The sequence below is a fragment of the Comamonas sp. CMM03 genome (assembly GCF_019218715.1).
In the GTDB taxonomy this organism is placed as follows: Bacteria; Pseudomonadota; Gammaproteobacteria; order Burkholderiales; family Burkholderiaceae_C; genus Comamonas; species Comamonas terrigena.
The window spans coordinates 360,893-383,104 of sequence record NZ_JAHUXB010000003.1 but is presented as its reverse complement, the minus strand read 5'-3'; the positions used below and the strand labels follow the sequence as shown (position 1 = coordinate 383,104).

The following is a 22,212-nucleotide window of genomic DNA, read 5'->3' as shown; positions in this document are numbered from 1 at the left end:
TGTGGCGGCCCGCGCTCGGCCCTGCACGGCAGCGCACCATGGCGGCGGGCAGACCGTTGGCCCGCGCCCCTGCGGTGCGCCACTACACTCGGGCGTTCTGTGTCATTTTGTGAAGTATTTGCCTGTGTCCGTGTCTGTTCCGGTTTCCCGCCGCCGCTGCCTGTTGGCCGGTGTGGCTGTTTTTTCTGCACTGAACCTGGCCGCCTGCGCCACCGCGCCCACTGAGGCCGAAAGCCAGGATGCGCTGATCCAGCGCTTTTACCGGCTGGTGGCGGACGGTGATTTCGACCGCTGCATCCCCCTGGTCGGAGCCCGCAACATCTCCAAGGAAGCGCTGGCCGGCTTTGAAGACAAGCTGCGCCGCATGCTGGCCGGTGCCAAGGCCAAGATCGATTCCAAAGGCGGCTTGCAGCAGGTGGAAATCGTGGAACGCGTGCCCTCCGAAGACGGGCAGTTCACCAAGCTGCGGGTATTGGTGCGCTATGGCGATGGCAACACCCGCCGCGAGCGCATGAATGTGTTCCAGGAAGACGGCGTCTGGAAAGTCCTGCTGTGAGGCTGTGCCGGCGCTGCGCCGCCCTGCTGCTGATCGCCGGCGCCGGACTGGCGGCCTGCCGCCTCGGCGGTGCCGCACCGCTGCAGCCGTTCCTGGCGCAGCTTAGCGCGCAGGCGCAGGCCGGTGATCTGCTGTTCCGCCACGGCACCGAAGCCATCAGCCAGCTGGTGCGCAGCGTGGATGCGGGCGATTTCAGCCATGTCGGCCTGCTGGTGGCCCCCGCCTCGCCCTCCGGGCCCTGGCGGGTGGTCCATGCCACGCCATCCGAAAAGCCGGGCCAGCCCGATGCCGTGGTGCTGGACACGCTGGACTTCTACCTGCACCCGCAGCGCGCCCGCAGCTACCAGCTGTACCGCGTGGCCGCCAGCGCCACGGCCCGCCAGCAGGCCGTGGACTGGGCACTGGGCCAGCAGGGTCGGGCCTTCGATCTGCTGGATGCCGAGCGCGGCCTGTACTGCACCACCCTGGTCTGGCAGGCCTGGCGCCACGGCGGTGTGGCGCTGGAGGCCACCTTCACCGAGGTCATGCTGCCCTTGCTCAGCGGCCGCTATTTGCTGCCCGACGGGCTGCGGCGCGCGCCCCAGTTGCAGGCGCTGACCCCCGTGCTGCCGGTGGTGCCGGCTCCATAGCGGCGACGCTGCACCGCACAGCGTCTGCCGCCATGGGCGCCGAGGTTCAGAGGAACATGCCGCCCGAGGCCTCGATGCGCTGGGCATTGATCCAGCCGCAGCCCGGCTGCAGCAGGGCCGCAATGACGCCGCCGATGTCGTCGGGCTGGCCCACACGGCCCAGGGCAGTCTGGCTGGCGACCATGGCGTTGAGCTGGGCGTTGTCCCGCACGGCGCCACCGCCGAAGTCGGTCTCAATCGCGCCCGGGGCCACCACATTGACGGCGATGCCGCGTGCGCCCAGCTCCTTGGCCATGTAGCGGCTCAGCACCTCGATGCCGCCCTTCATGGCCGCATAGGCGGCGTAGCCCGGCAGGGCGAAACGCGCCAGCCCGGTGGACACATTCAGGATGCGCCCCCCGTCGTTCATCAGCGGCAGCAACTTCTGGGACAGGAAGAACGTGCCTTTGAGGTGGATGTTGACCAGTTCGTCGAACTGCGCCTCCGTCGTCTCCATGAAGCTGGCGTGGATGCCGACGCCGGCGTTGTTCACCAGGAAATCGAAACGTTCACGCTGCCAGTGCGCCGCCAGCGCGGCCTGCACCTGCAGCGCAAAGGCGGCAAAGCTGTGACTGTCGGACACATCCAGCGGCAGAGCCACGGCGCGGCGGCCCAGGGCCTCGATGTCCGCGACCACGGCATGGGCTTCGGCGGCCTGGCTGCGGTAGGTCAGGATCACGTCGATGCCCGAACGCGCCACCTGCAGGGCGGCATTGCGGCCCAGTCCGCGGCTGCCGCCGGTGATCAGTGCAATGGGGGTGGTCGTGGTGGTCAATGCTGTCAAGGCGGTCATCTCAGGCTCCTGCAAAAGGGAAGGTCGATGGCTGGACTTTATTGAATCGCCCCGCTTTAATAAATCACGCAAAATTGATCAGATCGTTCAAATCTGGCGAACAATGAACTCCCTGGAACGCATGCACATCTTCACGCGGGTGGCCGAGCTGGCCAGCTTCACGCAGGCCGCCGCCACCCTGGGCCTGCCGAAGGCCAGCACCTCCACGGCGGTGCAGCAGCTCGAGGCCGAGCTGGGTACACGGCTGCTGCACCGCACGACGCGGCGTGTGCAGCTCACCCAGGACGGCCAGGCCTATTACGAGCGCTGCAAGGACCTGCTGGCCGATGTGGACGAGCTGCAGTCCATGTTCCAGCATGCCGACCGCGGCGGTCTGCAGGGCAGGGTGCGCATCGACATGTCCACGGGCATGGCGCGCAACGTGGTCGTGCCACACCTGCCGGCCCTGCTGGACCAGCACCCGGGCCTGAACGTGGAACTGAGCAGCACCGAACGGCGTGTGGACGTGGTGCGAGAAGGTTTCGACTGCGTGCTGCGCAGCGGCGCCGTGGTCGACCAGAGCCTGGTGGCCCGCCCCCTGGGCATGGCCCGCCTGGCCAACTGCGTGAGCCCGGCCTATGTGCAGCGCTACGGCCGGCCCGGGCACCTGCACGAACTGGACCGCCACCGGCTGGTGCACTTCGTCAACACCCTGGGCGCCGCCTCTGCGGGGTTCGAAGCCCTGGTCGACGGCCGTCTGGTGCAGCGCCCCATGGCGGGGGCGGTCACCGTGAACAATGCCGAGGCCTATGTGTCGGCCTGCCGGGCGGGACTGGGCATCATCCAGGTGCCGCGCCTGGGGGTGGAAGACCTGCTGGCACGCGGCGAACTGCTGGAGGTGCTGCCCCACCACCAGGCCCCGCCCATGGCCCTGACCCTGATGTACGCCACGCGCCGCCACCTGCCGCGCCGGGTCCGGGTGGTCATGGACTGGCTGGCCGCCGTGGTGGCTGCACACCTGGCCACCGACACGGGCGAAGCACCGGTCCGGCCTGCGGACTAGACGCCCAGGTACTGCTGGCGCACCGCCGCATCCCCGGCCAGGGCCGCCATGGAGCTGTGGTGCACGATCTGGCCTTTTTCCAGCACATAGGCCCGGTCGGCCACCACTTCGGCAAACGGCAGATTCTGCTCGCTCAGCAAAATGCCGATGCCCTGGGCCTTGAGCTCCAGGATGGTGCGCGCCATCTGCTCGACGATCAGCGGCGCCACGCCTTCGGATGGCTCGTCCAGCAGCACCAGACAGGGCTGGCCCATCAGCGTGCGCGCGACCGACAGCATCTGCTGCTCACCGCCGCTCATGCGGCCACCCAGGCGATCGGGCATTTCGCCCAGGTTCGGGAACAGTGCAAAAAGCTTTTCAGGTGTCCAGTGCGGCACGGCTGTTCCGTCGGGCCAGGAACGCGGCTTCTGCCGGCCGACTTCCAGGTTCTCGCGCACCGTCAGCTCGGTGAAGATGCGCCGGTCTTCCGGCACATAGCCCAAACCGCGCTGGGCGATCTGGTGCGATGCCTGGTGCGCGATGGCCTCGCCCCTGAAAAGAATTTTTCCTTCCCGGCGCGGCACCAGGGCGGCAATGCTTTTGAGCGTGGTGGACTTGCCCGCACCGTTGCGCCCCATCAAGGCCACCACTTCCCCGCGCCCCACGCTCAGGCCCACGCCGTGCAGGATGTGGGCTGCGCCATACCAGGCGTGCAGGCCGTCCACCTGCAGCAACAGCGGGGTGGAGGGGTCTGTCCCCACCGCCCCATGGGTTGCGGCCGAACCGCTGTCCATCGCACTCATTTCTGTTTCTCCAGCACCAATCCGGTCCCCAGATAGGCCTGCTGCACCCGGGCATCGGCCCGGATGGCCTGCGGCGTACCTTCGGCCAGCAGCTGGCCGCGCACCAGCACGGCCACGCGGTCGGCCTGGCCGAACACCACGTCCATGCTGTGCTCGGTGAACAGCACGCCCATGCGCCGCTGCCGGGCGATCTGGCGCGTGAGCTGCATCAGCGCCACGCGCTCGCCAGGCGCCATGCCGGCGGTGGGCTCGTCCATCAGCAGCAGCTGGGGGTTGTGGGCCAGCGCCATGGCCAGCTCCACCCGCTTCACATCGCCGTAGGCCAGCTCGCTGCAGGGGCGGTCGGCCTGGGCATCCATGCCCACCTGTGCCAGCAGCGCCAGTGCATCGCTGCGGCGGTGGGCGGTGGCGCGGCGCCACCAGTGGAAGATGCGGCGGTCGGCCGACAGCAGCGCCATCTGCACGTTCTCGGCCACCGTCAGCGTGGCAAAGGTCTGGGCCACCTGGAAGGTGCGGCCCACGCCCCGGCGCCACACGGCGCGCGGCGGCAGACCGGTGATGTCCTGGCCGTTGAGCAGCACCTGGCCGCTGTCGGGTGCCAGCTGGCCGCCCACCATGTTGAAGGTGGTGCTCTTGCCCGCCCCGTTGGGGCCGATCAGCGCCAGCAGCTCGCCGGCCTGCAGCGCCAGCGACACGTTCTGCACCGCCTGTACGCCGCCGAAGGCCTTGCTGAGATTCGTCACTTGCAGCAGGTTCATGCGGCAGCTCCCTGCGCCTTGCGCGGCACCAGCCGCGCCCACAGCATCTGCACAAAGCCCGACAGGCCCTGGGGAAACAGCAGCACCAGCACCAACATGATGCCGCCCAGCAGCGCACGCCAGTATTCGGTGTTGCGCGCCACGGTGTCATGCAGCCAGGTGAAGGCCGCGGCCCCGACCAGGGGGCCGGCCAGCGTCTGCACACCGCCCAGCAGCACCATCACCAGTGCATCGACGGATTTGGTGACCGACATGGCATCCGGCGCCACGCCGCCCTTGCTGAACGCAAACAGCGCACCGGCCAGGCCGGCCTGCAGCCCGGCAATGACGAACGCGGTCCACTGCACGCGGCGCACGTCGATACCGATGGCGTCCGCGCGCAGCGCGGAATCGCGCGCGGCCCGCAGCGCATAGCCCAGCGGGGCAAACAGCATGCGCCGCAGCAGATACAGACCGGCTGCGCACACCGCCAGCGCCAGCCAGTAGAAGGCCGCACCCTGCGAGGCCCATTCCGGCGGCCACACGCCCGTGAGGCCGTTGCTGCCGCCGGTGAAGCGGTCCCACTGAAAAACGATGGCCCAGCTGATCTGTGCGAACGCCAGCGTCAGCATGGTCAGGTACACGCCCGACAGCCGCACGCAGAACCAGCCGTAGAGCAGCGCCCCGCCGGCCGCCACCAGCGGGCCCAGTAGCAGTGCGGCCGCCATGGGCAGATCCAGCTGGCGCACCAGCAGCGCCGCGCCGTAGGCGCCCAGGCCGAAATAGGCCGCATGGCCGAAGGAATGCATGCCGCCCGGGCCCACGATGAAGTGCAGGCTGGCCGCCAGCAGGGCCGCGATGAAGATGTCGGTCAGCAGCACGGTGGCATAGCTGCCGGCGTCTCCGGCGGCCAGTGGCAACAGCACCAGGGCGGCGACCAGGCCCAGCCACGCGGCCGATGCCCCACGGCCAGGGGCACGCAGCGGCTGTTCGGGTTCCCCGCCGCTGCGGGCCAGGGCCTGGGGCTTGCCCAGCAGGCCCCAGGGGCGCCAGACCAGCACCACGGCCATCACCAGGAATTCGACCACCAGCGTGAGCTTGGAGAACGACACCTCCACGCCGCCAATCTCCTGCACGCCCAGCCAGATGCAAATGGCCTTGAGTTCGGCCACCAGCAGCGCGGCAATGAAGGCGCCGGGAATGCTGCCCATGCCACCCACCACCACCACCACAAAGGCCGCCCCGATGGTCAGCATGTCCATCTCCAGGCTGGCCGGCTCGCGCGGCAGCTGCAGCGCACCGCCCAGGCCCGCCAGCAACGTGCCCAGGGCAAACACCGCCGTGAACAGCCAGGCCTGGTTCACGCCCAGGGCGCCCACCATCTCCCGGTCCTGCGTGGCCGCCCGCACCAGGATGCCGAAGCGGGTTTTGGCCAGCAGCAGGGTCAGGCCCAGCAGCACCAGCGGGCCGACGGCAATCAGCAGCAGGTCATAGGCAGGGAACTGGCGGCCCAGGATTTCCACCGAGCCTTCGAAACCCGCCGCGCGCGGCCCGAACAACTCTTCCGGCCCCCACAGCCACAGCACGGCATCCTTGATGACCAGCACCAGCGCGAACGTGGCCAGCAGCTGGAACAGCTCGGGCGCCTGGTAGATGCGGCGCAGCAGCAGCATCTCGGTGAGCGCGCCCAGCAGGCCGCAGGCCAGCGGTGCCAGCAGCAGCGCGGGCCAGAAGCCGATGTGCGGCGCCAGGTGCTCGACGCTGCTGAAGGCCATGAAGGCCCCCAGCATGAAGAACGATCCGTGGGCGAAATTGATGGTGCGGGTGACGCCGAAGATCAGCGACAGTCCCACCGACACCAGAAACAGCGACGATGCGCTGGCCAGCCCGTTCAGCAACTGGGCCAGCAGGCCGGATGCGCTCATGCCGAGCTCCTCGTTCGCAACATATCTTTCCTGCGGGTGTGAAAAAGCCACCCGGGCGGGCCAGCATGCGCACTGGTCGCCAAGGTGGCTGTCAGCCAAAGACGCAATTATTGCGCGCTGGCGGGGCGGAGCTTCTTGACCGCTTCATCCGACGGCTGGTAGTCCTTGCCGTCGGCGTAGTAGAAGTCGGTCATGATGCCGCGCTGCATCTTCTGGCTGTAGGTGGTCTTGCCCACGAACGCGCCCATGGTGGACTGGTTGTCCTGGGCCCGGTAGGTGATGGTGCCCCAGGGGGTGTTCACCGGCAGGCCCTTGAAGGCGGCGATCAGCTTTTCAGTGTCGGTGCTGTTGGCCTTCTTGATGCCGGCCGCCAGCGACTGGATGGCGTTGTAGCCCACGATGGAGCCCAGGCGCGGGTAGTCCTTGAACTTGGCTTCATAAGCCTTCAGGAAGGCCTGGTGCTCGGGGGTCTGGATGCCGTACCAGGGGTAGCCGGTGACGATCCAGCCTTCGGGGGCCTCCTGGCGCAGCGCGTCCAGGTATTCGGGCTCGCCCGAGAGCAGGCCCACCACGGCGCGGTCCTTGAACAGGCCACGGGTGTTGCCTTCGCGCACGAACTTGCCCAGGTCCACCGAGAACAGCACGTTGAAGATGGCATCGGGCTTGGCGTCGGCCAGGGCCTGGACCACCGAGCCGGCGTCGATCTTGCCCAGGGCGGGCGCCTGTTCCGCCACAAATTCGATGTCCGGCTGGGCTTCCTTCATCAGCTTCTTGAAGGTGGCCACCGCCGACTGGCCGTATTCGTAGTTGGGGTAGACGATGGCCCAGCGCTTTTTCTTCAGCTTGACGGCCTCCTTCACCAGCATGGCGGTCTGCATGTAGGTGGAGCCGCGCAGGCGGTAGGTGTAGCGGTTGCCGTTTTCCCAGACCACCTTGTCGGTCAGCGTCTCGGATGCCAGGAAGAAGCGCTTCTTCTGGCCTGCGTAATCGGTCAGTGCCATGCCCACATGCGACAGAAAGCTGCCGGTGAGCACATCGACCTTCTCGCGGGTGTAGAGCTCTTCGGCCGCACGCACGGCATCGCCGGGGTTGCCATTGTCGTCGCGGATGACCAGCTGCACCTTCTTGCCCAGCAGGCCGCCCGAGGCATTGATCTGCTCCACCGCCAGATCCATCCCCTTTTTATAGGGTTCCAGGAAGGCTGGCATGGCTTTGTAGCTATTGATTTCACCGATCTTGAGCACCGCCTGTGCCCAGGCTGGCGCGGCGGCCAGGGTCAGCAACGGCAGGCTCCAGCGCATACACGACCCATAGGATGTGGACATCGTCATTCTCCTTATTACGCATCCATATCAAGACAAGGCCTCGAACTGTACCCTTTTGCCAGCATTTGCCGGACAATATCGCGTTAACCCGATGGTCTGCCCGGCCGCCACAAAGCCTCCACGCCACGCATTGCGATGCGCCAGCCCCGAAGCTTTCCGCCACCGTCCGCTGGCCCGGCGTCTGTTCGCTGCCCTGCAGCGCCCAGGCATCGCTTTTTCAGACACCACCCATCTTTGCCATCATGAGTGCTTTTCTCGAAGAACGCGTGTTGTCCGTTCACCACTGGACCGACCGCCTTTTCTCCTTCACCACGACGCGGGATACCGCGCTGCGTTTCTCCAACGGCCATTTCACGATGATCGGCCTGAAGGTGAACGGCAAGCCCCTGCTGCGTGCCTATTCCATCGCCAGCCCGAACTACGAGGAACACCTGGAGTTCCTGTCCATCAAGGTGCCGGACGGCCCACTGACCTCGAAGCTGCAGAACATCCAGGTGGGCGACACCATCATCGTCGGCAAGAAGCCCACCGGCACGCTGCTGATCGACTACCTGCTGCCCGGCAAGAACCTGTACCTGATCGGCACCGGCACCGGCCTGGCGCCCTGGCTGGCCGTGGCCCGCGACCCCGAAACCTATGAGCGTTTCGACAACGTGGTCGTGGTGCACGGCGTGCGCCAGGTGGAAGAGCTGGCCTACCAGGAGCTGTTCGAGAAGGAACTGCCCGAGCACGAATTCCTGGGCGACATCGTCCAGGGCAAGTTGCACTACTACCCCACGGTCACGCGCGAGCCCTTCCGCAACCAGGGCCGTATTTCGGACCAGATCAATGCCGGCACCTTCCCGCAGAACCTGGGCCTGCCGGCGCTGAACCCCGAAACCGACCGCATCATGCTGTGCGGCAGCCCCGCCATGCTGGCCGAGCTCAAGGAAATGCTGGAAGAGCGCGGCTTCAAGGAAGGCAACACCACCACCCCGGGCGACTTCGTGATCGAACGCGCCTTCGTGGAAAAGTAAGCTCCGCGCCCTGCGCCGAGCCCGGAGCCGCGTGCGGCTCCCCCAGGCCTGCCGCGTGCAGGCCTTTTTTTATGCGGCTGCGTCCTGGGGCGCGGCCGCATCGTCGCCGCCATGGGCGGCGTCAATGGTCTGCATATTGCCCAGCAGCTTGAGCAGATAGTGCAGCAGGTGGGCCATGTCCCCCACCGAAAAATCCGCCAGCGCCTGCCCGTAGTAGCGGCGGATGTGTTCCTGCGCCTCCTGCTGCCAGACATGCTGGCCCCGATCCGTCATGCGGATCAGACGCGCACGCCGGTCCTGCGGATCGGCCGCCAGCTCCACATGCCCGTCGCGCTCCATGCGCCCCACCAGACCGGACAGGTTCTGGCGGCTGACCATCAGATAGCGCGCCAGCTCCCCCACCCCCATGCCCGCCTTGGCATCCGGCCGCGACAGCGCGCCCAGCACCGCCCATTGCTGGGTGGTCAGGCCCTGCTGCTCCACCGCACGGCTGCCAGTTTTATGCAACATATTTGCACATTGATACAGGCGAAAGAAGATGCGATTCGCCAGTTCCATCTCGGCTTCTTGCGGTGTTTTGTTCGGGTTATCCATGGGAATTCTCCTTCACTCCTGGGTTGCCAAGCGCGCATGCGCCACTCAATAATAAGACAACATATTTACCTAATTGCCATCAAGTGGCCGAAATGCATCGGCCACGGCAAGCAGCTCAGGAGGCTTTATGCAAGGTTTGGCAGGCAACACCGTCATTGTCACCGGGGGCGGTGGCGGCATCGGCAACGCGACATGCGAGCGCCTGGCGCAGGAAGGCGCCCAGGTCGCCGTGCTGGACCGCGACCTGGCGGCAGCCCAGGCCACGGCGCAGCGCATCACCGCCGCAGGGGGCAAGGCGCTGGCCGTGGCGGCAGACATCACCCGCCGCAGCGAGGTGGATGCCGCCGTCCAGGCCGTGCACACCGCTTTCGGGCCGGTGGATGTGCTGGTCAACAACGCGGGCTGGGATGTCTTCAAGCCCTTTGCACAGACCGCCCCGGACGAATGGGAGCGGCTGATTGCCATCAACCTGGTGGGGGCACTGCACATGCACCACAGCGTGCTGCCGGACATGGTGGCGCGGCGCGGCGGCCGCATTGTCAACGTGGCCTCCGATGCGGCCCGCGTCGGCTCCTCGGGGGAAGCCGTCTACGCCGCCTGCAAGGGCGGGCTGGTGGCTTTTTCCAAGACCCTGGCACGCGAGCATGCCCGCCACGGCATCACCGTGAACGTGGTCTGCCCCGGCCCCACCGACACCGCCTTGCTGGCCGGGGTGACCGATGCCGCACCCAACCCGGAGAAGCTGCGCGAGGCCTTCACCAAGGCCATTCCGCTGGGGCGCCTGGGCCAGCCCCAGGACCTGGCTGCGGCCATTGCTTTCTTTGCCAGCGATGACGCGGGCTTCATTACCGGCCAGGTGCTCAGCGTGTCCGGCGGATTGACCATGAACGGCTGAGGCCAGGGAGACTGCTATGCAATTCGAAGACATCCTCTACGAGATCCGGAACGGTGTGGCCTGGATCACCATCAACCGCCCCGACAAGATGAACGCGTTTCGCGGCCAGACCTGCGACGAGATCATCCGGGCGCTGAACAAGGCGGGCTATGACCGCGACGTGGGCTGCATCGTGCTGGCCGGTGCGGGCGACAAGGCCTTCTGCACCGGTGGCGACCAGTCGGCCCACAACGGCAACTATGACGGGCGCGGCACCATCGGCCTGCCGATGGAAGAGCTGCACACCGCCATCCGCGATGTGCCCAAGCCGGTGATTGCCCGCGTGCAGGGCTATGCCATCGGCGGCGGCAATGTGCTGGCCACCATCTGCGATCTGACCATCGTGTCCGACAAGGCCATCCTGGGCCAGGTGGGGCCCAAGATGGGCTCGGTCGACCCCGGCTACGGCACGGCCTTTCTGGCCCGTGTGGTGGGCGAGAAGAAGGCGCGCGAGATCTGGTACCTGAACAAGCGCTATTCCGGCCAGGAGGCCGTGGACATGGGGCTGGCCAATATCTGCGTGCCGCACGACCAGCTGGACGCCACGGTGCAGGAGTGGGCCGAGACCATCTGCCAGCGCAGCCCCACGGCCATTGCCATTGCCAAGCGCAGCTTCAACATGGACACGGCCCACCAGGCGGGCATTGCCGGCATGGGCATGTATGCGCTGAAGCTGTACTACGACACCGAGGAGTCGCGCGAGGGGGTGAACGCCCTGAAGGACAAGCGCCAGCCCGATTTCCGCAAATACGCGAAGTAGCCCGCACTCCAAGGAATGACCATGAACCCCTATCTGGACGATGACCTGCTGACGCTGGCTGAACATGCCCAGCGCTTTGCCCAGGGCCGTGTGGCCCCGGGTTTCCTGGAGCGGGACCAGACCCGCGTGCTGGACCGTGCGCTGATGCGCGAGATGGGGCAGATGGGCTTCATCGCCCCCGAGCTGCCCGAAGCCGTGGGCGGCCAGAGCATGGGCTGCCTGGCGGCCGGCGTGATCCATGAAGCGATTGCGGCGGCGGATCTGTCCCTGAGCTACATCAATCTGCTGGCCTCGCTGAATGGACAGATCCTGTCCCAGCACGGCGAGCGCAGCGTGGTGCAGCCCTGGCTGGACAAGCTGATCGCCGGCGAGGCCCTGTGTGCGATTGCGCTGACCGAGCCGCGCGGCGGATCGGACGCTGCCAGCCTGCGCCTGCGGGTGGAACGCCAGGGCGACCACTATCTGCTGAATGGCGAGAAGACATCGATCTCGGCCGCCGACCAGTGCGACATTGCCGTGGTGTTCGGGCGTACGGGCACGGTGGAATCCGGCGCCCATGGCGTGACCGCGCTGCTGGTCCCTATGGACCTGCCCGGCATCACCCGCAGCCGTTTCGACTGCCATGGCCAGCGCGCCATCGGCCGGGGTTCGCTGTTCTTCGAGAATGTGCGCGTCCCCGTCGACCACCGGCTGGGGGCGGAAAACAAGGGCTTTGTGCAGGTGATGCAGGGCTTTGATTTTTCCCGCGCGCTGATCGGGCTGCAGGTACTGTCCGTGGCCCGCACGGCGCTGGACGAAAGCTGGGCCTATGCCGCACAGCGCGAGGCCTTTGGCGCACCGCTGACGGCGTTCCAGGGTGTCAGCCACCCGCTGGCGGATTTCGACACCCAGGTCACCGCCGCGCGGCTGCTGTGCCTGCAGGCGCTGTGGCTCAAGGACCGCCATCTGCCGCACAGCGCCGAGGCCGCGATGTGCAAATGGTGGGCCCCGAAGCTGGCCTACGACGCCATTCACCAGTGCCTGCTGACCCATGGGCATGGCGGCTATGACCGCGGTCTGATGGAGCAGCGCCTGCGCGATGTGCTGGGCTTCCAGATCGGCGACGGCACCGCCCAGATCATGAAAACCATCATTGCGCGCACGCGTGCCGGACGCCAGGCGGTGCCGATCTGACGGCAGCGCGCACCCAGCTTCCCTCCTGGCGCGCAGCACCACGCCCCGTTCTCGCGCCATCCCCTTTGCCTGTGGAGAGCTTCCATGGAATTTGACGCCGTCCTGATCCCCCCCCGCCGCGCCCGCAACCTGCAAGCTGGGCACTGGCGCGACCAGACCATCAACGACGCACTGGACCAGGCCGTGCGCGAGCGCCCCCAGCAGCTGGCCCTGACCGCCTGGCGCACCGAAGACGACGCGGTGCGCCGCTTCAGCTACGCGGAGCTGGCGCGCATGGCTGACCGCATGGCCGTGGGTCTGCACCGCCTGGGCGTGCGCCGCAACGATATGGTGGCCTGCCAGCTGCCGAACTGGTGGCAGTTCACGCTGCTGTACCTGGCCTCAGCGCGCATCGGGGCGGTACTGAACCCGCTGATGCCCATTTTCCGGGAGCGGGAGCTGCGCTTCATGCTCCAGCATGGCGAGGCCAAGGTCATGGTGGTGCCGCAGCGCTTTCGCAACTTTGACCATGCCGCCATGCTGCGCCAGCTGCGCCCGGAACTGCCGCAGCTGCAGCATCTGCTGGTGGTGGGCGGCACCGGTGCCGAATCGTTCGAAGCGGCGCTGACTGAACCGGCCTGGGAGGAAGCGGAAGACGCCGCCGCCATCCTGCACGCCACACGCCCCACGGCCGACGATGTGACGCAGCTGATGTACACCTCCGGCACCACCGGCGAGCCCAAGGGCGTGATGCACACCGCCAACACCGTCAGCGCCAACATCTGGGCCTATGCCGAACGCTTGCACCTGGGCGCCGATGATGTGGTGCTGATGGCTTCGCCCATGGCCCACCAGACCGGTTTTCTATACGGGCTGATGATGCCCGTCATGCTGGGTGCCCGCGTGGTGCTGCAGGACCTGTGGGAACCCGCCAAGGCGGCGCAGATCATTCGCGACGAAGGGGTGAGCTTCACCATGGCGTCCACCCCCTTCCTCAGCGACCTGGCGCGCGTGGTGGCGGAGTCCGGCCAGCCCGTGCCCACACTGAAGACCTTTCTGTGTGCCGGCGCGCCCATTCCCGGCCCGCTGGTCGAACAGGCGCGCAGCGCCCTGGGCGCCAAGATCGTGTCGGCCTGGGGCATGACCGAGAACGGCGCCGTCACCCTGATCCGCCCCGAGGATGCCGACGAACGCGCCGTACACACCGACGGCCTGCCGCTGCCCGGCGTGGAGATCAAGGTGGTGGACATCGACGGCCGCAGCCTGCCCGCCGGGACCACCGGCCAGCTGTGGTTGCGCGCCTGCTCCAACTTTGGCGGCTACCTGAAGCGCCCGCATCTGAACGGCACCGATGCCGAGGACTGGTTCGACACCGGCGACCAGGCCCGTATTGATGCCCAGGGCTATCTGCGCATCACCGGTCGCAGCAAGGATGTGATCATCCGCGGCGGCGAAAACATTCCCGTGCTGGAAGTGGAGACCCTGCTCTACAAGCACCCTGCGGTGCTGCAGGCCGCCGTGGTGGGCTTTCCCGATGCGCGCCTGGGCGAGCGGGCCTGCGCCTTTGTGGTCACCCGCCCCGGGCAGCAGCTGGGCTTTGACGACATGGTGGCGTATTTCAAGGCCCAGCAGCTGACCACGCAGTACATCCCCGAGCGGCTGGAAGTGCTGCCCGCCATGCCGGCCACGCCCTCCGGAAAGATCCAGAAATTCCGCCTGCGCGAGCAACTGGTCGCCCTGCTCTCTCCTTCCGCCTAGCCACAGCATCCCCCGCGTCCGGTGGCCCCGTATGGAAGGGGCCCACACCTGCGTTGTCCCCGGGCCGTGCACACCCACGGCCGGGGGCCGTCCTCACCCGAGCCAAGGAGACTGCGATGACAACCACCCTGCGCCCTTTCGCCTACAGGCCACGGCCCCCGCGCCGCCATGCGCTCGCCCAGGCGGCCGCTGCCTGTGCAGCGCTGTGGCTGGCCGGAACGGCGCTGGCCGCCGATCCGGTGTGGCCTGCCAAACCCTTGCGCATCGTGGTCGGCTTCGCCCCGGGTGGCACCACCGATGTGATGGCCCGCCTGGTGGGCAAAGCCCTGTCGGACCAGTTGGGGCAGCCGGTGGTCATCGACAACAAGCCCGGTGCCAGCGGCAATATTGCCGTGGCAGAGGTGGCCCGTGCCCCGGCGGACGGGCATACCTTTCTGGTGGCGCCCACCACGGTGGAGACGGCCAACCCCTCGCTGTTCAAATTTCCCGTGCTGCCGGCCAGGGACCTGCTGCCGGTGGCCGGCCTGGGCAAAACCCAGATGTACCTGGTGAGCCGCCCGGGCTTGGCCGCCACCGATGTGCCCTCCCTGGTCCGGCTGGGCAGCACGCCGGGCAAGGAGCTGTCGTTCGCCTCGGCCGGCACCGGCACCGCGCCCCATCTGGCCTGCGAGCTGTTCAAACAGGCCACCAAGGTGGACTTTGTGCATGCCCCCTACCGGGGTGCTGCCCCGGCCTTGCAGGACGTGATGGCCAACCAGGCCGACTTCGTCTGCGACCCGGGAATCGCATTCCAGCATATCCGCAGCGGCAAGGTCCGGCTGCTGGGCATTGTCAGCAGCAAGCGTTCGCCCTTCTTCCCCGATGTGCCCACCGTGGCCGAGCAGGGCTTTCCGGGTGCGGACCTGGACATCTGGTTCGGCATGTGGGCGCCCAAGGGCACGCCCGAGGCCGTTATACGCCGCATGGATGCCGCCGTGGCCCAGGCCCTGGCCCACCCGGATGTGGCGCGCCGGTATGCGGATCTGGGTGCGGAAACTGTGCCCCTGGCCACCCTGGCTTTCAAGGCCAAGCTGCAGCAGGAAGCGCAGTTGCTGGGCACCTTGATTGCCCAGCAGAAGATCCGCGCGGAATGAAGCGCAGGCCGCAGCCGTCCCCATGGCCCGCTGCACCCACGTGACAGCGCCGCCGACCGGCTTGCCCTAAGGTGGCGCCATGCCCGCCCCCCAGCTGTCCACTACCGCACCGGAAGACGATCGCCACTTTGTGACGGCGCTGGCGCGCGGGCTGGAGGTGCTGTCCTGCTTTCGCTCGGGCGAGAAGCTGCTGGGCAACCAGGAGATCGCGCAGCGCTGCGGTCTGCCCAAATCCACGGTGTCGCGCCTCACACGCACGCTCACCATGCTGGGCTATCTGATCCATGTGCCTGATGCCGGCAAATACCGCCTGGGCACGGCCACGCTGGCCCTGGGCAGCGCCATGCTGACCGGGCTGGATGTGCGCCAGATTGCACGGCCGCTGATGCAGCGCCTGGCCGACTTTGCCCAGGCCGAGATCGCGCTGGGTACGCGCGACCGGCACAACATGCTCTACATCGAGCACTGCCCCTGCCCGCAACCCATCGTCTCGGATCTGGATATGGGCTCGCGCATTCCGCTGGCCACCACGGCCATGGGCCGCGCCTGGCTGGCCGCCTGCTCGGCCGCCGACCGGCAGGAAGCGCTGGACTATCTGCAGGCCCACGCCCCCGAACAATGGGCAGCGGCGCAGGCCCAGGCGCCGCTGTGGCCTGCAGCCAAGGAACGTGCCCAGCCCTGGCTGACCTGCTCCTTCGGCGACTGGCTGGAGCATGTCAATGCCATCGCGCTGGCGTTCTCGCCCGGGCGCGGGCTGCCGCTGATGGTCATCAGCTGCGGCGGGCCCACGCGGCTGGTCTCGCCCGAATTCCTGATGCAGCGCGCCAAGCCCGAGCTGGAGCGCATGGTGCGCCGTCTGCAGCAGGCCATCTACAAGGCCTGAGGCGCGCTTCTTTCCCCCTCCTGTCGCCGCCTGTCCCGCGCAGGACGCACAGTTACCTAGAGGACAGCGCCGCACCGGCGCACGCCCTAGCATGTGCCGTGAATTTCAACGCCTTTTCCCCATTCCTAGAAGGAGACAGTCCATGAGCGTGAAAGCATTGTTTGACCTGACGGGCAAGACCGCCCTGATCACCGGCGGCTCGCGCGGCCTGGGCCTGCAAATGGCCGAAGCCCTGGGCGAGATGGGGGCAAGACTGGCCATCACCGCCCGCAAGGCCGATGAACTGGCCGAGGCCAAGGCGCACCTGCAAGGGCTGGGCTACGAGGTGGAAACCTTCACCAACGACCTGCAGAAATTCGACAGCATTCCCGGTCTGGTGGACGACGTGCTGGCACGCTGCAAGGACATCGACATCCTGGTCAACAACGCCGGGGCCACCTGGGGTGCCAAGGCCGAGGACTATCCCGACGAAGCCTGGCACAAGGTGATGAACCTGAACGTCAACGCGCCGTTCTTTCTGACCCGCGAAGTGGGCAAGCGCGTGATGATTCCCAAGGGCCGCGGCAATGTGATCATCACCGCCTCGGTCGCCGCCTTCAAGGGCACGCCACCCGGGATGAACACCGTGGCCTACAACACCTCCAAGGCCGCGGCCGTGCACCTGGCCAAGGTGCTGGCATCGGAATGGGGACCGTATGGCATCCGCGTCAACTCGATCTGCCCGGGCTTCTTCCCCAGCAAGCTGGCCAACGGCCTGATCGACAAGATCGGCGACGCCATCATCGCGCGCGCGCCGCTGCGCCGCATCGGCAACGAAGAGGACCTGAAGGGCGCCGTGGCCTATCTAGCCTCCGATGCCTCGCGCCACATGACGGGCCAGGCCCTGGTGATCGACGGCGGCGCCAGCCTGTTCTGATCCGCGCAGCGCCTGCACCGCGCAGGCGCTTGCACACCCTCTTTGCAGCAGCTCCTTCATCGGGAGCTGTTGTGTTTTCACGGGGTGCAAAGCCCTCCTCGCACCCATTACCCCTCGTGCATTTCCCCGTCCGCGAGGGAAGAAAAAACGCACCCGGAGGTGCGTTTTTTCGATGGCACGGATGCCGCAGGGAACAGTCCCCGCCGGTCCGCAGACCGGCTGGCGGTACCGCTGCGGCGTGCAGCTCACTTGACGGTGGAAACGGCTTCGATCTTGCCGTCCTTCACCGCCGCGCCGCGTTCCGTGGTCAGGGTGCCGCCCTTGTCGTCCACGCCCATCACGCCACCGGGGTTCACATCGGGGGCCAGTGCCTTGTAGGCATCGTTGAGCTTGGCGTGGATGGCCTTGGCATCGCTGTAGGTGCCGGCCAGCTGCATGGCCTTGGCCGTGGCGTGCACGGCGGTGTAGTTCCACTGCGCTTCCGAACCCGGCACGCGGCCCGGGAACATCTGGCCAAAGCGTTTGACAAAGGCCTGGTTGGCCGGCTTGGTGTCTTCGGACACCGGCATCACGCCGATGGCACCTTCCAGCGTGGCATAGCCGCCGACCACGCGGGACATTTCATCCAGCTTGGCCTGGTCCATGATGATGAAGCCGCCCTTGAAGCCCAGCTCGCGCGCCTGCTTGACCACCAGGGCCGTGGGCTCGGATGCACCGCCCACGAACAGCACGTCGGGCTTGGCCGCCAGCGCCTTGCTCACGCCGCTGTAGAAGTCGGTGGCGCGGTTGTAGCTCATGGGGTTTTCGGCCACCACGGTGCCGCCCAGCTTTTCCCAGCCAGGCTTGAACGCCGCCGCCCAGGCCTTGGCGTAATCGTGGTCGGCACCGACCATGGCCACCTTCTTGCCAAAGCGGTTCATCACGTACTTGGAGAAGGGGTCTATGTAGCTGGTGAACTCGGGCGGAATGCGCAGCGTCAGCTTGTTGCCGCGCGCCGTGATCTGCGGCACCGAGCTATAGGCCAGCACGATGAAGTTGCTGCGTTCGTTGGTGGTCTGCAGCGCGTAGATGCCGCCCGAATGCGGCACCAGAATGGCCGCCGTCTTGTGCTGCTGCACCAGGCGCTGGGCGTTGATGGCGGTCTCGGACGGGTTGTACTTGTCGTCCAGCGGAACGATCTCGTACTTGACCTTCTTGCCGGCGATCTCGGGGTTGGCCGCATTGATCTCGGCCACGGCCATCTGCATGCCGTCCAGCGCGTTCTTGCCGTACTGCGCGGCGCCGCCCGACAGCGGGCCGGAGTAGCCGATCTTGACCACTTCCTGGGCCATCGCAGGACCGGCGGCCACGGCCGCGCAGGCCAGGGCCAGGCCCGTCAGCTGGCGGCGGGTGAATTGGGGAAATGCGCGCATGGTTGTCTCCTTGTGTATGGGTTTCGCGTGCCAAAAATCGGTGGCGGCGCGGAAGAGGCAGTACTGCCCCTTCACGCTGCGTTGGATGCTTTGCGGGGTGTCAGGCCCCGATGTACGCCTTGCGGATGGAGTCATCCGCCAGCAGCTCGGCCGGCTTGCCTTCGCGCACGATGCGGCCGTTCTCCAGCACATAGGCGCGGTGGGCAATCTTCAGCGCGGCATAGGCGTTCTGCTCGGCCAGCAGCACCGTGGTGCCCGCCTGGTTGATGCGCTGGATGACTTCGAACATCTGCTTGATGACCAGGGGCGCCAGGCCCAGCGAGGGCTCGTCCAGCAGCAGCACCTTGGGCCGTCCCATCATGGCGCGGCCGATGGCCACCATCTGCTGCTGGCCGCCGGACAGCGAGCCGGCCGGATCGTCCTTCTTCTGGCGCAGGATGGGGAACAGTTCCAGCACTTCCTCCAGCGTCTGGCGGCTGGGCCCCGGATCGCGGCGGTGCACATAGGCGCCCAGCTCCAGGTTCTTCTGCACCGTCATCTGCGGGAACAGCTTGCGCCCTTCGGGGCACTGCACCAGACCGCCCTGCACGATGGCCGAGGGCTTCTGCCCCACCAGTTCCTGGCCTTCCCAGGTGATGGAGCCGCCGGCTGCCTTGTGGATCCCGCTGGCCGTGAGGAACAGCGAACTCTTGCCTGCGCCATTGGCGCCCAGCAGCACCACCAGCTCCCCTTTGTCCGCATGCAGGCTGACCTGGTCCAGCGCCAGAAAGCTGCCGTATTTCAGCGAGACGTTCTCAAATTTCAGCATGCTCGCTCCCCAGGTAGGCATCGATCACCGCAGGGTTGCGGCGGATCTCTTCGGGTGTGCCTTCGGCGATTTTTTCGCCGTAGCTCAGCACCAGGATCTTGTCGGCCAGGCTCATGATCATGCCCATCTTGTGTTCGATCAGCGCCACCGTGATGCCATGGCGCACGATCTTGCGGATCAGCTCGGCCAGGCCTTCGGTTTCCTCCGGGTTCACGCCGCCGGCAGGTTCATCGAGCAGCATCAGCTTGGGGTCGGTGGCCAGCGCCAGCGCGAACGCCACGCGCTTGCGCTCTTCCTGCGAGATGTCGCCCGCCACGCGGTTGGCGATGGGCGACAGGCCCACAAAGTCCAGCGCCTCGCGCGCCTTCTCGCGGCACACGCGCTCCTCCTCGCGCAGGCGGCTGGAGCCGCGCAGCACATCCCAGAGACCGGATTGCGTGCGCAGGCGGTGGCCCACGATCAGGTTGTCCAGCACCGTGGCGCGGTCGAACAGCGCCGTGGTCTGGAAGGTGCGCGCCACGCCCAGCCGGGCCACCTGGTCCGGGCGCAGCGAGGTCACGTCCTGCCCGTCGAAAGTGATGGTGCCGCTGGTGGGCTTGTGCATGGAGCTGATCAGGTTGAAGAACGTGGTCTTGCCTGCGCCGTTGGGCCCGATGATGGCGTTGATCTTGCCTTGCTCGATGGTGGTAGTGACGTCGTTGACCGCGGCCAGCCCACCGAACTTCTTGGTCAGGTGTTCAATCTGCAGCATGGGCCTTCCCTTCCTTGGTGGCACGGCGTGTGCGCCAGGCCATGAAACTGCCCACCACACCGTAGGGCATGAAAATCACCAGCGCCACCAAAATGGGGCCGAACACGATGAAACGGAACTCCTGCAGGAACTGCAGGTACTGTGTGATCCACGGCATGCCGATGGCGCCCAGCAGCGGGCCCAGCACCGTGCCCATGCCGCCCACCATGGCGAAGATCATCATGTCGAAGGTGTGGTGCACGGCTGCCATGTCGGGGCCGATGAAGCGCACGAAGCCGGCATACAGGCCCCCGGCAATGCCGGCATAGAACACGCTCAGCATGAAGGCCAGTACCTTGTTGCGCATCAGGTTGATGCCCAGCGCCTCGGCAAGCTCGTCGCTGTTGCGGATGGCGATGAATGTGCGCCCCAGCAGCGACTTCACGATGCGGCGCTTCACCCACACCAGCAGCACCAGAAAGCACAGCACGAAGTAGTACAGGCTCAGCGGCGTGTCGAACGTCAGCGCGCCAATGGCCTCGGGCTCGGGGATGCCCATGATGCCCACCGTGCCGTGGGTCAGTCCTTCCCACTTCTCGATCACCAGGAACATGATGTAGCCCACGCACAGCGTGAAGATCGAGAAGTAATGGCCTTTGAGACGCAGCGAGATGATGCCGATCACATAGCCCAGCGCCACGCACACCACGCCGGACATCAGCAGCGAGGCCCAGAACGTCCAGCCGTGGTCCACGGTCAGAATGCCCACGGTGTACGCCCCCACCGCCATGAAGCCGGCATGCGCCAGGTTCAGCTGACCGGTGTAGCCGGTGATCAGGTTCAGCCCCAGGGTGGCGATGGCAAAGATGTAGGCCGTGCTCATCACCGTCAGGAAGTAGTCGTTGCCGGCGATCCAGGGAAAGGCGATGGCCAGCAGCAGCAGGGCGCCCCAGGCCAGTTTGCTGTCAAACAATCCGCTCATGCTCAGTGCCCCCTCTTGGCAAACAGGCCCTGCGGGCGCAGCGACAGGATGATCACCAACAGCACGAAGGCGATGATGTCCTTGTAGTCGGTGGAGATGTAGTAGGCCCCGAAACTCTCGGCGAAGCCGATGATCAGCCCGCCCAGCACCGCCCCCGGGATGCTGCCCATGCCGCCCAGGATGATGATCACAAAGGCCTTGGTGATGACCAGCTGCCCCATGGCCGGATAGACCAGGTTGATGGGCGCATACAGCGTGGCCGCCACGGCAGCCAGCGCACCGGAGATGGCAAACGTCATCATCGCCACGCGGTTGGCATCGATGCCCACCAGCGACGCGCCTTCGCGGTTCTGCGCCATGGCAATGATGGTGGAGCCGGTGGTGGTGCGCGTCAGGAACAGGTGCAGCGCCACCATCAGCGCAAACGCTGCGGCAATGATCAGCAGGCGCTGGGCCGGGGCCGTCAGGCCGCCCATTTCGATCACGCTGGTGTAGGGCGTGGGCAGGCGCTGGAAGTCCGCGCCCCACACGGCCTGCGCCCCTGCTTCCAGGAACAGCAGCAGGCCGATGGAAGCGATCTTGGGGTGCAGTGGGGAAGCCTTGCGCAGCGGGTGGAACACCAGCCGTTCGCTGACGATGCCCAGCACCGCCACGGTCACCGCCGCCATCACCATGGCCGACCAGTAGCCCCAGCTCCAGGCCACCATGGCGTGCAGTGCCACAAAGGCACCGATCATGTAGAAACCGCCGTGCGCGAAATTGGGCACATGCAAAATGCCGTACACCAGCGTCAGGCCCAGGGCCACCAGGCCGTAGATGCCGCCCAGCGTCAGGCCGTTGAGTACTTGCTGCAGGAAGACGTCCATCTCAGAACCTCCTCCATCGGCCGCCATCCGGTTGCCCGGCGGCGGCGCGCCATGTGTCACCACGCATGTCTCGCTCCTTGTTGAGTCTGGATCACCAGGCCCTGCTGCCATGCAGCACGGGCCTCGCGCTGTCTCCATGCTCAACAAGCCAGGGGCTGCAAACAAGAGGGGTGTTCTGCAATGCAGAACCACAAGGGCAAACCCCAACCGTTTTGGGTAACGCAGATGACAGCTGCGCCGCCGCGGTTTTCGCGTTCCCAGGGACAACCCTGAGGCCCCGGAAACGGTTTGCTACATGCGTATCGAAAGGCGCTGAGCACAACAGACGAGCGGCGCATCCATCCCTGCAGCGCATCGACAACGGCCTGCCCAGACCAAAGCCTTCGGCCGCTGCCACCGGCACGGCGGCAGCGCTGCGGAGCCCCATGGGTCACACCCTG

General features: G+C 66.7%; 22 protein-coding genes. 11 read left to right on the top strand and 11 right to left on the bottom strand.

Features of this window, described 5'->3' with window-relative positions:
* Positions 1–172 precede the first annotated feature (172 nt).
* Positions 173–556: a DUF4878 domain-containing protein gene (locus tag KW830_RS12400; protein WP_227657845.1), complete on the top strand. Its 384-nt coding sequence runs from the start codon at positions 173–175 to the stop codon at positions 554–556.
* Positions 553–1,185, top strand: coding sequence for a YiiX/YebB-like N1pC/P60 family cysteine hydrolase (locus KW830_RS12395; RefSeq protein WP_370626124.1), 633 nt, complete (start codon positions 553–555; stop codon positions 1,183–1,185). The genes KW830_RS12400 and KW830_RS12395 overlap by 4 nt, the downstream gene beginning before the upstream one ends.
* Before the next feature lie 46 nt (positions 1,186–1,231).
* On the opposite strand, the gene KW830_RS12390 is transcribed toward KW830_RS12395, so the two are convergent.
* Positions 1,232–2,017 (bottom strand): SDR family NAD(P)-dependent oxidoreductase, encoded by a 786-nt coding sequence (locus KW830_RS12390; protein WP_218333340.1) that lies wholly within the window; start codon positions 2,015–2,017, stop codon positions 1,232–1,234.
* Positions 2,018–2,120: 103 nt separating this feature from the next.
* On the opposite strand from KW830_RS12390, the gene KW830_RS12385 reads away from it, so the two are divergent.
* Complete coding sequence (locus tag KW830_RS12385; protein ID WP_218333339.1) at positions 2,121–3,059, top strand: LysR family transcriptional regulator; 939 nt, start codon at positions 2,121–2,123, stop codon at positions 3,057–3,059.
* On the opposite strand, the gene KW830_RS12380 is transcribed toward KW830_RS12385, so the two are convergent.
* From KW830_RS12380 to KW830_RS12365, 4 genes are all read right to left on the bottom strand, one after another.
* The gene (locus KW830_RS12380; protein WP_218333484.1) at positions 3,056–3,832 is read right to left on the bottom strand and encodes an ABC transporter ATP-binding protein; all 777 of its coding nucleotides are present in this window, start codon (positions 3,830–3,832) and stop codon (positions 3,056–3,058) included. The genes KW830_RS12385 and KW830_RS12380 overlap by 4 nt on opposite strands.
* 5 nt (positions 3,833–3,837) lie before the next feature.
* A complete protein-coding gene (locus KW830_RS12375) occupies positions 3,838–4,599 on the bottom strand; it encodes an ABC transporter ATP-binding protein (protein ID WP_218333338.1) in 762 nt (253 codons plus the stop codon).
* Positions 4,596–6,503, bottom strand: coding sequence for an ABC transporter permease (locus KW830_RS12370; protein WP_218333337.1), 1,908 nt, complete (start codon positions 6,501–6,503; stop codon positions 4,596–4,598). The genes KW830_RS12375 and KW830_RS12370 overlap by 4 nt, the downstream gene beginning before the upstream one ends.
* Positions 6,504–6,610: 107 nt before the next feature.
* Positions 6,611–7,804, bottom strand: coding sequence for an ABC transporter substrate-binding protein (locus KW830_RS12365; protein ID WP_192334655.1), 1,194 nt, complete (start codon positions 7,802–7,804; stop codon positions 6,611–6,613).
* Between the two features lie 266 nt (positions 7,805–8,070).
* Between KW830_RS12365 and KW830_RS12360 the strand changes: the two genes are divergently transcribed.
* Complete coding sequence (locus tag KW830_RS12360) at positions 8,071–8,844, top strand: ferredoxin--NADP reductase (RefSeq protein WP_066538910.1); 774 nt, start codon at positions 8,071–8,073, stop codon at positions 8,842–8,844.
* A 69-nt stretch (positions 8,845–8,913) separates the two neighbouring features.
* On the opposite strand, the gene KW830_RS12355 is transcribed toward KW830_RS12360, so the two are convergent.
* Positions 8,914–9,402: a MarR family winged helix-turn-helix transcriptional regulator gene (locus tag KW830_RS12355; RefSeq protein WP_218333483.1), complete on the bottom strand. Its 489-nt coding sequence runs from the start codon at positions 9,400–9,402 to the stop codon at positions 8,914–8,916.
* A 163-nt stretch (positions 9,403–9,565) separates the two neighbouring features.
* Between KW830_RS12355 and badH the strand changes: the two genes are divergently transcribed.
* The 7 genes from badH (at position 9,566) to KW830_RS12320 (ending at position 16,974) form a co-directional block, all read left to right on the top strand.
* Positions 9,566–10,333, top strand: a complete 768-nt coding sequence (gene badH, locus KW830_RS12350) for a 2-hydroxycyclohexanecarboxyl-CoA dehydrogenase (protein ID WP_218333336.1) — start codon at positions 9,566–9,568, stop codon at positions 10,331–10,333.
* Positions 10,334–10,349: 16 nt separating this feature from the next.
* Positions 10,350–11,132: a 2-ketocyclohexanecarboxyl-CoA hydrolase gene (badI, locus tag KW830_RS12345; RefSeq protein WP_066538694.1), complete on the top strand. Its 783-nt coding sequence runs from the start codon at positions 10,350–10,352 to the stop codon at positions 11,130–11,132.
* Between the two features lie 21 nt (positions 11,133–11,153).
* Complete coding sequence (aliB, locus tag KW830_RS12340) at positions 11,154–12,305, top strand: cyclohexanecarboxyl-CoA dehydrogenase (protein WP_218333335.1); 1,152 nt, start codon at positions 11,154–11,156, stop codon at positions 12,303–12,305.
* Between the two features lie 84 nt (positions 12,306–12,389).
* Entirely contained in the window at positions 12,390–14,042 is a 1,653-nt protein-coding gene (gene aliA, locus KW830_RS12335; RefSeq protein WP_218333334.1) for a cyclohexanecarboxylate-CoA ligase, read from the top strand.
* Positions 14,043–14,158: 116 nt separating this feature from the next.
* Positions 14,159–15,175, top strand: a complete 1,017-nt coding sequence (locus KW830_RS12330; RefSeq protein WP_218333333.1) for a tripartite tricarboxylate transporter substrate binding protein — start codon at positions 14,159–14,161, stop codon at positions 15,173–15,175.
* Positions 15,176–15,254: 79 nt separating this feature from the next.
* Positions 15,255–16,058 (top strand): IclR family transcriptional regulator, encoded by an 804-nt coding sequence (locus KW830_RS12325; protein ID WP_066538691.1) that lies wholly within the window; start codon positions 15,255–15,257, stop codon positions 16,056–16,058.
* Positions 16,059–16,200: 142 nt separating this feature from the next.
* Positions 16,201–16,974: an SDR family oxidoreductase gene (locus tag KW830_RS12320; protein ID WP_066538686.1), complete on the top strand. Its 774-nt coding sequence runs from the start codon at positions 16,201–16,203 to the stop codon at positions 16,972–16,974.
* Positions 16,975–17,219: 245 nt separating this feature from the next.
* Here KW830_RS12320 and KW830_RS12315 read toward each other — a convergent pair whose 3' ends face one another.
* The 5 genes from KW830_RS12315 to KW830_RS12295 form a co-directional block, all read right to left on the bottom strand.
* Positions 17,220–18,386 carry an ABC transporter substrate-binding protein gene (locus tag KW830_RS12315; protein ID WP_192334611.1) on the bottom strand — a complete coding sequence of 389 codons (1,167 nt, stop codon included), beginning with the start codon at positions 18,384–18,386 and terminating at the stop codon, positions 17,220–17,222.
* 100 nt (positions 18,387–18,486) lie between these two features.
* On the bottom strand, positions 18,487–19,194 hold the full coding sequence (locus tag KW830_RS12310) for an ABC transporter ATP-binding protein (RefSeq protein WP_066538682.1): 708 nt from the start codon (positions 19,192–19,194) through the stop codon (positions 18,487–18,489).
* Positions 19,181–19,945, bottom strand: coding sequence for an ABC transporter ATP-binding protein (locus KW830_RS12305; RefSeq protein WP_066538681.1), 765 nt, complete (start codon positions 19,943–19,945; stop codon positions 19,181–19,183). Before KW830_RS12305 ends, KW830_RS12310 begins: the two co-directional genes overlap by 14 nt.
* A complete protein-coding gene (locus KW830_RS12300; RefSeq protein ID WP_192334608.1) occupies positions 19,932–20,906 on the bottom strand; it encodes a branched-chain amino acid ABC transporter permease in 975 nt (324 codons plus the stop codon). Before KW830_RS12300 ends, KW830_RS12305 begins: the two co-directional genes overlap by 14 nt.
* Before the next feature lie 2 nt (positions 20,907–20,908).
* A complete protein-coding gene (locus KW830_RS12295; RefSeq protein ID WP_066538678.1) occupies positions 20,909–21,772 on the bottom strand; it encodes a branched-chain amino acid ABC transporter permease in 864 nt (287 codons plus the stop codon).
* Positions 21,773–22,212: the final 440 nt, after the last annotated feature.